Annotated in this window: 10 protein-coding genes; all 10 read right to left on the reverse strand. The window is 45.8% G+C overall.

Annotation, left to right across the window (positions count from 1 at the left end):
- Window positions 1-19 precede the first annotated feature (19 nt).
- Window positions 20-310, reverse strand: coding sequence for a 50S ribosomal protein L23 (rplW, locus tag MKY75_RS21930; protein WP_013312159.1), 291 nt, complete (start codon window positions 308-310; stop codon window positions 20-22).
- Window positions 310-933, reverse strand: a complete 624-nt coding sequence (gene rplD, locus MKY75_RS21935) for a 50S ribosomal protein L4 (protein ID WP_013312160.1) — start codon at window positions 931-933, stop codon at window positions 310-312. The genes rplW and rplD overlap by 1 nt, the downstream gene beginning before the upstream one ends.
- A 26-nt stretch (window positions 934-959) precedes the next feature.
- Window positions 960-1583 carry a 50S ribosomal protein L3 gene (gene rplC / locus MKY75_RS21940; protein WP_165150809.1) on the reverse strand — a complete coding sequence of 208 codons (624 nt, stop codon included), beginning with the start codon at window positions 1581-1583 and terminating at the stop codon, window positions 960-962.
- Between the two features lie 32 nt (window positions 1584-1615).
- Entirely contained in the window at window positions 1616-1924 is a 309-nt protein-coding gene (gene rpsJ / locus MKY75_RS21945; protein ID WP_005544556.1) for a 30S ribosomal protein S10, read from the reverse strand.
- A gap of 339 nt (window positions 1925-2263) precedes the next feature.
- Window positions 2264-3454, reverse strand: a complete 1191-nt coding sequence (tuf, locus tag MKY75_RS21950) for an elongation factor Tu (protein ID WP_023990558.1) — start codon at window positions 3452-3454, stop codon at window positions 2264-2266.
- A gap of 94 nt (window positions 3455-3548) precedes the next feature.
- Window positions 3549-5627: an elongation factor G gene (gene fusA, locus MKY75_RS21955; protein WP_029514491.1), complete on the reverse strand. Its 2079-nt coding sequence runs from the start codon at window positions 5625-5627 to the stop codon at window positions 3549-3551.
- A gap of 47 nt (window positions 5628-5674) precedes the next feature.
- Entirely contained in the window at window positions 5675-6145 is a 471-nt protein-coding gene (gene rpsG / locus MKY75_RS21960) for a 30S ribosomal protein S7 (protein WP_007432586.1), read from the reverse strand.
- Window positions 6146-6195: 50 nt separating this feature from the next.
- Entirely contained in the window at window positions 6196-6618 is a 423-nt protein-coding gene (gene rpsL / locus MKY75_RS21965; protein WP_007432587.1) for a 30S ribosomal protein S12, read from the reverse strand.
- A gap of 144 nt (window positions 6619-6762) precedes the next feature.
- Window positions 6763-7014, reverse strand: a complete 252-nt coding sequence (locus tag MKY75_RS21970; RefSeq protein WP_007432588.1) for a ribosomal L7Ae/L30e/S12e/Gadd45 family protein — start codon at window positions 7012-7014, stop codon at window positions 6763-6765.
- A 218-nt stretch (window positions 7015-7232) separates the two neighbouring features.
- Window positions 7233-10847 carry a DNA-directed RNA polymerase subunit beta' gene (gene rpoC, locus MKY75_RS21975; protein WP_029514492.1) on the reverse strand — a complete coding sequence of 1205 codons (3615 nt, stop codon included), beginning with the start codon at window positions 10845-10847 and terminating at the stop codon, window positions 7233-7235.
- Window positions 10848-10863: the final 16 nt, after the last annotated feature.

The following is a 10863-nucleotide window of genomic DNA, read 5'->3' on the forward strand; positions in this document are numbered from 1 at the left end:
CCTTACTTTACAGTTTCAATTATACCGTTTCAAAAAACTCAAGCGGCTTACTGTCTTTGCTCAGCGTTACGAACGCTTTCTTCCACTCGCTCGTATAGCCGGAATGACGTCCGTAGCGTTTTGGTTTTGCAGGAACACGAAGCGTATTTACGTTACTTACTTTCACGTTAAAAATGGCTTCGATTGCTTTTTTAACTTCGACTTTGTTAGAACGAATGTCAACCTCGAAAACGTATTTCAAGTCATTCATCATACCAGCCGTACGTTCGGTGATAACCGGACGTTTGATAATATCACGAGGATCCTTCATTACGCGAGCACCTCCTCTACCTTCTGAACTGCTTCCTTCGTAATGATCAGTTTGTCGTGTCCGAGCACATCAAGAACATTAATGCCATCTGCGGCTACAAACTTCACACCAGGAATATTACGAGCGGACAGTGCTACATTATCATCATAGCTAGGAGCTACGATCAATGCTTTACGATCAGCTTTAAGGTTATTCAAAATGGCTGCGAATTCTTTCGTTTTAGGTCCGTTCAGTGTAAGAGCGTCCAATACGATAATTTCATTCTCAATCACTTTGGATGACAACGCCGATTTGATCGCCAGACGACGAACTTTCTTAGGCAATTTGTATGCATAGCTGCGTGGAGTCGGACCAAATACAGTACCGCCACCAACCCATTGCGGTGCACGGATCGAACCTTGACGAGCGCGGCCAGTACCTTTTTGTTTCCAAGGTTTACGTCCGCCACCACGTACTTCAGAACGTCCTTTTACTTTGTGAGTACCTTGACGCAGGGAAGCCAATTGCATAACAACAGCGTCATGAAGAACGTGCTTATTCGGCTCGATACCGAACACTGCATCGTTCAATTCAATTTCACCAACTTGGCTGCCGCTAATATTAAATAGTGCTACTTTTGGCATTTCGTGTTCCTCCTTTCTTCAGTTGTTTATTTTTTCACCGTTTCTAATACTTTAACGAAGCTATTTTTAGGTCCTGGAATGGAACCTTTCACGAGCAACACATTACGTTCTGTATCGATCTTAACAACTTCAAGACGTTGGATAGTTACCGTTTCATGCCCCATGTGTCCTGGCAGGTGTTTACCTTTAGGAACGCGGTTAGCTTGAATGGAACCCATAGAACCTGGACCTCTGTGGTAACGCGAGCCGTGTGCCATTGGTCCGCGGCTTTGTCCCCAACGTTTGATAACGCCGGCAAAACCTTTACCTTTAGAAATACCTGTTACGTCAACGAACTCGCCTTCTGAGAAGACATCAGCCTTCAGTTCTTGGCCAACCTCGTACGCAGCAAGGTCGATGCCACGAAGTTCACGAACGTAGCGCTTAGGTGCAGTATTTGCTTTTTTCGCATGTCCTGCTTCAGGTTTGTTGGATCTTTTTTCTTTTTTATCAGAGAAACCGAGTTGGATAGCTTCGTATCCATCGTTTTCCAGATCTTTCTTTTGCAGAACAACACAAGGACCTGCTTCGATAACCGTAACAGCAAGTACGTTACCTTCAGGGGTAAACACTTGAGTCATTCCGAGTTTTTTTCCTAAGATACCTTTCATGTTGACACCTCATTTCTTTTCCTAATTACATATTACAATTTAATTTCGATATCTACACCGGACGGCAGGTCCAAGCGCATCAAGGCATCCACAGTTTGTGGAGTCGGGTTAACAATGTCGATCAAACGCTTGTGTGTGCGCATTTCGAACTGCTCCCGGGAATCCTTGTACTTGTGTACCGCACGGAGAATAGTAATGATTTGTTTTTCAGTTGGCAGCGGAATTGGCCCGGATACACCTGCGCCCGAACGTTTTGCTGTTTCAACAATTTTCTCAGCGGATTGATCAAGAATTCTATGATCGTAAGCTTTCAAACGGATACGAATTTTTTGCTTTGCCATTTTAGTCCCTCCTTCTATCGCCCAATTTGGTATCGGACATACTCCGTGAAAATTTTCCGACAGCCCTCCCATGGCAAAGGGGCCGGGTGTGTCAGTAACCTCTCACATCATCGCACAGTCACAAACAACATTAGTTATTATATCGAATAGTTCTGCCTATTGCAAGCAAAAACGAAAAAACAATGCATCTTATTTTCAAAAGATACAATTGTGCTCGCAGCTCGCGATTTTTTTCAAGAGAAAAGCCCCCGCACCAGGGCAGGGGCTCGTTAAGCTTCGTTCCAATACAACGTTACTCGTTCCAGTACACTGTTGCTCTATTTAAAGGCAAAAACCTTCTTATTTGGAGATTGTTGCTACGGCACCAGCGCCAACTGTACGTCCGCCTTCACGAATAGAGAACTTAGTTCCTTCTTCGATAGCGATCGGGTTGATCAGTTGAACAGTAACCGTGATGTTATCACCAGGCATTACCATTTCGGAACCTTCTGGCAAAGTAATGATTCCAGTTACGTCAGTTGTACGGAAGTAGAACTGTGGACGGTAACCAGTGAAGAAAGGTTTGTGACGTCCGCCTTCTTCTTTAGTCAAAACGTAGATTTGAGCAGAAAATTCTGTATGTGGGTTAACAGAACCTGGTTTAGCCAATACTTGGCCGCGCTCGATTTGTGCACGATCTACACCGCGAAGCAGTGCGCCGATGTTGTCACCAGCTTGAGCGGAATCAAGCAATTTACGGAACATTTCTACGCCTGTTACTACGGATTTACGGGATTCTTCTTGAATACCGATGATTTCGATTTCGTCGCCCACTTTAACTGTACCACGCTCTACACGGCCTGTAGCAACTGTACCACGACCAGTGATGGAGAATACGTCCTCGACAGGCATAAGGAAAGGCTTGTCAGTGTCGCGTTCTGGAGTTGGGATATAAGTGTCGATTGTTTCGAACATTTCAACGATTTTCTTAGCCCAGTCGCCATCTGGGTTTTGCAGTGCTTCACGAGCGGAACCACGAGTGATTGGAGTGTCGTCGCCTGGGAAGTCATACTCGCTCAGCAAGTCGCGAACTTCCATTTCAACCAATTCCAGCAACTCTTCGTCTTCAACCATGTCGCATTTGTTCAAGAATACAACGATGTAAGGAACACCAACTTGGCGGGACAACAGGATGTGCTCGCGAGTTTGCGGCATTGGGCCGTCAGCTGCGGATACAACCAGAATCGCTCCGTCCATTTGTGCAGCGCCAGTGATCATGTTTTTAACATAGTCGGCGTGACCTGGGCAGTCAACGTGTGCATAGTGACGGTTAGGTGTTTCATACTCCACGTGTGCAGTGGAGATTGTGATACCGCGTTCGCGCTCTTCTGGAGCTTTATCGATTTGATCGAATGCTACAGCAGCACCACCGTAAGTTTTGGACAATACAGTTGTGATTGCAGCAGTCAAAGTAGTTTTACCATGATCGACGTGACCAATAGTACCGATATTAACGTGCGGTTTGTTACGCTCAAACTTAGCCTTTGCCATTTGAACAATTCCTCCTCAATAACTTGTTTTATTTTAGGCTGCCGGATGCCCTTTTGGTAAAACCCAGAGCATACCGGTCAGCTGATACATTGTATTACTCGCCGCCTTTGGTTTTGGCAACGATCTCTTCAGCAATACTCTTCGGAACTTCTTCATAATGAGAAAGTTCCATGGAGAACACACCGCGTCCTTGTGTACCGGAGCGAAGTGTAGTCGAGTATCCGAACATTTCGGACAAAGGCACCTTCGCACGAATGATTTGAGCTCCACTGCGGGAATCCATACCTTCAATCCGACCACGACGGGAGTTCAACATACCCATTACGTCACCCATATATTCCTCAGGAACCGTTACTTCAACTTTCATAATCGGCTCGAGCAATACTGGTTTACATTTGTCTTTCGCTGCTTTCAGCGCCATTGATCCGGCAATTTTAAATGCCATTTCATTGGAATCGACATCATGGTATGATCCGTCCACGATTGTAGCTTTAACGTCCACAAGCGGGAAGCCTGCGATAACGCCGTTTTTCATTTGTTCCTCAATACCAGCAAGAGCAGGAGCGATGTACTCTCTAGGAACAGAGCCGCCGACTACCTTACTTTCGAATTGACTACCAGTACCTGGCTCAAGCGGTTCGAACTCAACCCATACGTGACCATATTGACCACGACCACCGGACTGACGAACGAATTTACCTTCGACACGTGCTGGAGCACGGAACGTTTCACGGTAAGCAACCTGTGGTTTACCCACATTTGTTTCTACCTTGAACTCACGACGCATACGGTCAATGATGATGTCCAAGTGAAGCTCACCCATACCCGCCAAGATGGTTTGACCTGTTTCTTCGTTAGTATGAGCGCGAAGAGTTGGATCCTCTTCAGTCAACTTACCGAGAGCTACAGACATTTTATCTTGGTCAGCTTTGGTTTTAGGCTCAACCGCGATTTCGATAACCGGATCAGGGAAGTTCATGGACTCGAGAATAACAGGACTCTTCTCATCACACAGTGTATCACCTGTACCTGTATCTTTCAAACCTACGGCAGCCGCAATATCACCAGAGTAAACTACAGTGATTTCTTGACGACTGTTCGCATGCATTTGAAGAATACGTCCGATACGTTCGCGTTTACCTTTTGTTGCATTCAATACGTAAGAACCGGATTGAAGAACACCGGAGTATACGCGGAAGAATGTCAACTTACCAACGTAAGGATCCGTCATGATTTTGAATGCCAATGCGGAGAATGGCTCTTCATCGGAAGAGTGACGTTCAACTTCCGTACCGTCTTCCAAATGCCCTTGAATACTTGGCACATCAATAGGAGCCGGCAAATAGTCGAGAACAGCATCCAACATCAGCTGAACACCTTTATTGCGGTAAGAAGATCCACAGATAACTGGGAAGATTTTAACTTCTACAACACCTTTACGGAGAGCGGCTTTAATTTCGGCAACCGAAATTTCTTCGCCTTCCAGGTATTTCATTGTCAATTCTTCGTCCAGTTCAGCAACCTTCTCGATCAATTCATTACGAAGTTCTTCAACTTGATCTTTGAATTCCGCAGGAACTTCTACTTCTTCGATATCTTGACCAAGATCATCTTTGTACATATGAGCTTTTTGTTCAACGATATCGATTATACCAGTAAAATCATTTTCTGCGCCGATTGGCAATTGAATCGCAACTGCGTTCGCTTGAAGGCGATCACGCATGTCAGAGACAACATTCAGGAAGTCGGCACCAATGATATCCATTTTGTTTACATATGCGATCCGTGGAACGCCGTAGCGATCAGCCTGTCTCCATACGGTTTCGGACTGAGGCTCAACGCCTTCTTTCGCACTGAAAACACCAACTGCTCCGTCCAATACACGAAGGGAACGTTCAACTTCAACAGTGAAGTCAACGTGCCCCGGGGTGTCGATGATATTGACGCGGTGACCTTTCCAGGCAGCGGTCGTCGCAGCGGAAGTAATCGTGATTCCGCGCTCTTGTTCTTGTTCCATCCAGTCCATTGTCGCAGCGCCTTCGTGAACTTCACCGATTTTGTGCGTACGGCCTGTGTAGAACAAGATCCGCTCTGTTGTTGTGGTTTTACCCGCGTCAATATGAGCCATGATCCCGATATTACGTGTATTTTTCAAGGAGAACTCTCTTGCCATGAAATGGGTCTCCCTTCAAAATTGAAGTTATTTTTTTGAGCTGAATCCTACCAACGATAGTGAGCAAACGCTTTGTTCGCTTCAGCCATTTTGTGCGTGTCTTCACGTTTTTTCACGGAAGCACCTGTGTTGTTGGAAGCATCGATAATTTCAGCCGCCAAACGCTCTTCCATGGTTTTCTCACCGCGGTTGCGGGAGTAGTTTACGAGCCAACGTAATCCCAGGGACGTACGTCTTTCTGGTTTTACCTCGATTGGTACTTGGTAGTTGGCACCGCCGACACGGCGTGCTTTAACTTCCAGGACTGGCATGATATTCTTGATAGCTGCTTCAAAAACTTCCATCGGGTCATTCCCCGTACGTTCTTGGATAAGCTTGAACGCATTGTACAGAATGCTTTGAGCAACGCCTCGTTTTCCGTCGAGCATGATGCGATTGATCAAGCGGGTAACCAACTTGCTGTTGTATACCGGATCTGGCAACACGTCTCTTTTGGTAACTGGACCTTTGCGTGGCATGGATATCCCCCTTTCTTACATGTTAAACCGACATACGCGGTTTATATTCATTAGGATTTTTTAGCTTTAGGGCGTTTTGCGCCGTATTTGGAACGAGCTTGCATGCGGTTGTTTACGCCTGCAGTATCCAAAGCACCGCGAACGATATGGTAACGCACACCCGGAAGGTCTTTTACACGACCGCCGCGAATCAGCACTACGCTGTGTTCTTGAAGGTTATGTCCAATACCTGGAATGTAAGCAGTCACCTCTACACGGTTCGTCAAGCGAACACGAGCATATTTACGAAGTGCGGAGTTTGGTTTTTTCGGAGTCATAGTACCTACACGAGTGCACACTCCGCGTTTTTGCGGGGCACTGATGTCGGTAGCTTCACGTTTCAAGGCATTAAAACCTTTTTGCAAAGCCGGTGATTTCGATTTCTCGATTTTGGCTTGACGTCCTTTACGAACCAGTTGGTTAATAGTTGGCATGTTGGTTGCCACCCCCTTCCTCAATTTTTGCTGTTACTTTACAAACCTTATCTAAGCCCACAGACCCAGGCGGTTCATAAAAGAACAAATGAAAAGTCTTTGCCGCCAAGAATAACGATTCCTTAGACAAAAACGTTCCTTACCCTATTGTTTTACGATAGCAGCCATTGCGGCTCCCACTTCAATCCCACATGCAGCTCCGAGATTTTTCATTGTGTCTACGAGAGTCACTTTGACTCCTTGCTTGTTGCACAAAGCAATGATGTTGGAAGTGAGACGCTGATCTGCGTCTTCTGCCACATATACTTCTGAGGCAAAGCCCAATTCTACCATACGAATGGTTTGTTTGGTACCGATTTTGACATGAGCATCTTGCAGTCCTTGTTCTTTAGACATATCTCATTCCTCCGAAAAGACCCAATAGCATATAGGCTGCTCACGCACCTTTGCTATATTAGCATTGACTATAAGTAATGTCAAGACAATTATAAACTATAATTCATTTAAACAGAATAGTACGATTCTTTTTTGAAAAAAGCACCGGAGCACCGTCTGCTGTAGCTTTTATGCAAAGCTTATGTCTACGGTGTTCCGGCAATCATACTATTTTTATATTACTCGGCCGAAATTGGTTCGAGCTCCTCAGATGGAGACTGCCCCTCTTCCGGTTGGGCAAATTTCACGCTACGGTAACGGTTCATACCTGTTCCCGCAGGAATCAATTTACCAATAATTACGTTCTCTTTCAGTCCAAGCAACTGATCGACCTTGCCTTTAATAGCTGCATCAGTCAGGACACGAGTAGTTTCCTGGAAGGATGCTGCTGACAAGAAGGAGTCAGTTTCCAGAGATGCCTTGGTAATACCGAGCAGTACCGGCTTGGCTACCGCTGGTTCTTGGCCGCTGAGAATCGCTATCTTGTTTGCATTTTCATACTCATGGACATCAACAAAGGAGCCTGGAAGTAAGATCGTGTCGCCCGCATCAATGATACGGATTTTACGCAACATTTGACGAATCATAACTTCTACGTGCTTGTCGTTGATTTCTACGCCCTGGTTCCGGTATACGCGTTGAACTTCCTGAAGGATATAGTTCTGTACCCCGCGAATACCTTTAATACGCAGCATTTCTTTAGGATCAATCGAACCATCCGTCAGTTCGTCCCCAGCTTCAACAGTCATACCTTCGCTTACGCGCAGGCGGGAACCATACGTTACTGAGTATGTTTTCGTTTCGGCTTCACCCTGAATGTCGATCTCACGGCGGTCTTTACCTTCACGAACTTCTTTAACTGTACCGTCAATTTCACTAATCGTTGCCTGACCTTTAGGATTACGTGCTTCAAAAAGCTCCTGGATACGAGGCAAACCTTGTGTAATATCGTCTCCGGCTACGCCGCCTGTGTGGAACGTACGCATAGTAAGCTGTGTTCCTGGCTCACCGATGGATTGTGCAGCGATGATACCAACTGCTTCACCAATCTCAACGTGTTTACCAGTAGCCAGATTGCGACCGTAACATTTCTTGCAGACGCCATGTTTAGCCCGGCAACTTAATACAGAACGTATTTGAACTTTGTGTACGCCAGCTTTAACAATCGCTTCAGCTTTGTCGGAGTCAATCAATTCGTTACGTCTAGCCAAAATCTCGCCAGTCTCAGGATGACGTACCGTTTCAAAGCAATAGCGACCTTCCAGACGGTCATAGAGATCCTCAATTACTTCTTTACCGTCCTGGATACGACTTACTGTGAAGCCTTTATCCGTTCCGCAGTCTTCTTCGCGCACGATAACATCCTGTGCCACATCTACGAGACGACGAGTCAGGTAACCGGAGTCAGCCGTACGAAGAGCTGTATCCGCCAAACCTTTACGCGCTCCGTGAGTGGAGATGAAGTACTCGAGTACTGTCAGGCCTTCACGGAAGTTTGATTTGATTGGGAGTTCGATAATACGTCCGGATGGATTGGCCATCAGACCACGCATACCGCCGAGCTGAGTAATCTGTGATTTGTTACCCCGCGCTTTGGAGTCCACCATCATCATGATGGAGTTGTAGCGATCCATGGACTTCATCAATACTTCGGTAATATCATCTTTCGCTTTAGACCAAATATCGATAATCCGGTCATAGCGTTCTTCATTCGTAATCAGACCACGACGGTACTGATTCGTTACAACTTGCGCTTTGTCTTCGGATCCCTTAAGAATCTCTTGTTTTTCCACCGGCACGATTACGTCCGATACAGCAACGGTTACCCCTGCACGAGTGGAATACGTAAAGCCAAGTTGCTTAATTTTATCCAGAATTACAGCTGTTTCTGTTGTATGGTAAGTCTCAAAACAACGGGCAATGATATTACCAAGGTAATCCTTGCCTACCCCGCTAGCTTGCGGAGCGTTTTGAATGGCTTCTGTAAGATTTACACCCTTCTCGTAAACAAAGAACTCCTCCGCAGTACCATAAAGCAGGTTCGCACGGGTAGCATCATTGATGTACGGGAAGCTTGCCGGGAAAATTTCATTAAAGATAATTTTACCAACCGTTGTGATCAACATCGCTTCCTGTTGTTTTTCCGTAAAGCTCGTTTTATTCAAAGCTTTAACCGGAATAGCTACACGAGCATGAAGTCCAGCTGTACCACGTTGGTAAGCCGATATAGCCTCATTCATGTTGCGAAGGATCATATTACTTCCTTCTTCTTCTTTGTTATCCATAGTCAGATAGAAAGAACCAAGAACCATATCCTGGGAAGGTGTAACAACTGGCTTGCCGTCTTTCGGATTCAAAATGTTGCCGGATGCTAGCATAAGCAAACGAGCTTCAGCTTGGGCTTCCGCAGACAACGGAACGTGAACAGCCATTTGGTCACCGTCAAAGTCGGCATTATATGCAGTACATACGAGCGGATGCAGACGAATCGCACGACCTTCAACCAAAATCGGTTCGAACGCCTGGATACCGAGTCTATGCAACGTAGGGGCACGGTTCAGAAGAACCGGATGCTCCTTGATTACTTCTTCCAGCACATCCCATACTTCTGCACTCACACGCTCTACTTTACGCTTCGCGCTCTTGATATTGTGCGCCAAACCTTTGTTCACCAGTTCTTTCATAACAAAAGGTTTGAACAGTTCCAGTGCCATTTCTTTTGGCAAACCGCATTGATACATTTTCAAGTACGGACCTACAACGATAACGGAACGACCAGAGTAGTCAACACGTTTTCCAAGCAAGTTTTGACGGAAACGTCCTTGTTTACCTTTCAGCATGTGGCTGAGGGATTTCAAAGGACGGTTACCTGGACCTGTAACAGGACGACCACGACGACCATTATCAATCAAGGCGTCAACAGCTTCCTGCAACATCCGTTTTTCATTTTGTACAATAATATCTGGCGCACCTAGATCTAACAGACGTTTCAGACGGTTATTACGGTTAATAACACGACGATACAAGTCGTTAAGGTCAGAGGTAGCGAAACGACCACCATCCAACTGTACCATTGGACGAAGCTCAGGAGGAATAACAGGAAGTACGTCCATGATCATCCAATCCGGTTGGTTGCCTGAGTTACGGAAGGCCTCAATAACTTCAAGGCGTTTGATCGCACGGTTACGACGTTGTCCTTGAGCTGTACGCAACTCTTCTTTCAAAAATTCTAACTCTTTGTCTATATCCAAATCTTGAAGAAGCTTTTTAACCGCTTCAGCACCCATACCTGCCTGGAAGCCATAGCCGTATTTCTCACGGTAGCTACGGTATTCTTTTTCGGACAGGAGTTGTTTTTTCTCCAAAGGCGTATCTCCTGGATCGGTTACAACATAAGATGCGAAGTAAATGATCTCTTCCAGAGATCTTGGAGACATATCAAGAGCAAGACCCATACGACTTGGAATGCCTTTGAAGTACCAAATGTGCGATACAGGAGCAGCCAACTCAATATGGCCCATACGCTCACGGCGAACCTTAGCGCGAGTAACTTCTACTCCACAACGGTCACAGACAACACCTTTATAGCGTACACGTTTGTACTTACCGCAATGACATTCCCAGTCTTTCGTAGGTCCGAAAATTTTCTCGCAAAATAGTCCTTCTTTTTCCGGTTTAAGCGTACGATAGTTAATCGTCTCCGGTTTTTTGACTTCTCCGCGGGACCAAGAACGAATCTTTTCGGGGGAAGCAAGCCCGATTTTCATATATTCGAAATTGTTAACGTCCAACAAGGAGCAACCCTCCTTA

It is taken from the genome of Paenibacillus sp. FSL L8-0663, assembly GCF_038008125.1.
GTDB classification, from domain to species: domain Bacteria; phylum Bacillota; class Bacilli; order Paenibacillales; family Paenibacillaceae; genus Paenibacillus; species Paenibacillus polymyxa_D.

Coding starts and splice junctions, on each gene's coding strand:
- fusA (WP_029514491.1), bottom strand. CDS start 5,627: ATGGCAAGAGAGTTCTCCTTGAAAAATACACGTAATATCGGGATCATG.
- MKY75_RS21970 (WP_007432588.1), bottom strand. CDS start 7,014: ATGTCTAAAGAACAAGGACTGCAAGATGCTCATGTCAAAATCGGTACC.
- rpsL (WP_007432587.1), bottom strand. CDS start 6,618: ATGCCAACTATTAACCAACTGGTTCGTAAAGGACGTCAAGCCAAAATC.
- rpsJ (WP_005544556.1), bottom strand. CDS start 1,924: ATGGCAAAGCAAAAAATTCGTATCCGTTTGAAAGCTTACGATCATAGA.
- rpsG (WP_007432586.1), bottom strand. CDS start 6,145: ATGCCACGCAAAGGTCCAGTTACCAAAAGAGACGTGTTGCCAGATCCG.
- rplD (WP_013312160.1), bottom strand. CDS start 933: ATGCCAAAAGTAGCACTATTTAATATTAGCGGCAGCCAAGTTGGTGAA.
- rplC (WP_165150809.1), bottom strand. CDS start 1,583: ATGAAAGGTATCTTAGGAAAAAAACTCGGAATGACTCAAGTGTTTACC.
- rplW (WP_013312159.1), bottom strand. CDS start 310: ATGAAGGATCCTCGTGATATTATCAAACGTCCGGTTATCACCGAACGT.
- tuf (WP_023990558.1), bottom strand. CDS start 3,454: ATGGCAAAGGCTAAGTTTGAGCGTAACAAACCGCACGTTAATATCGGT.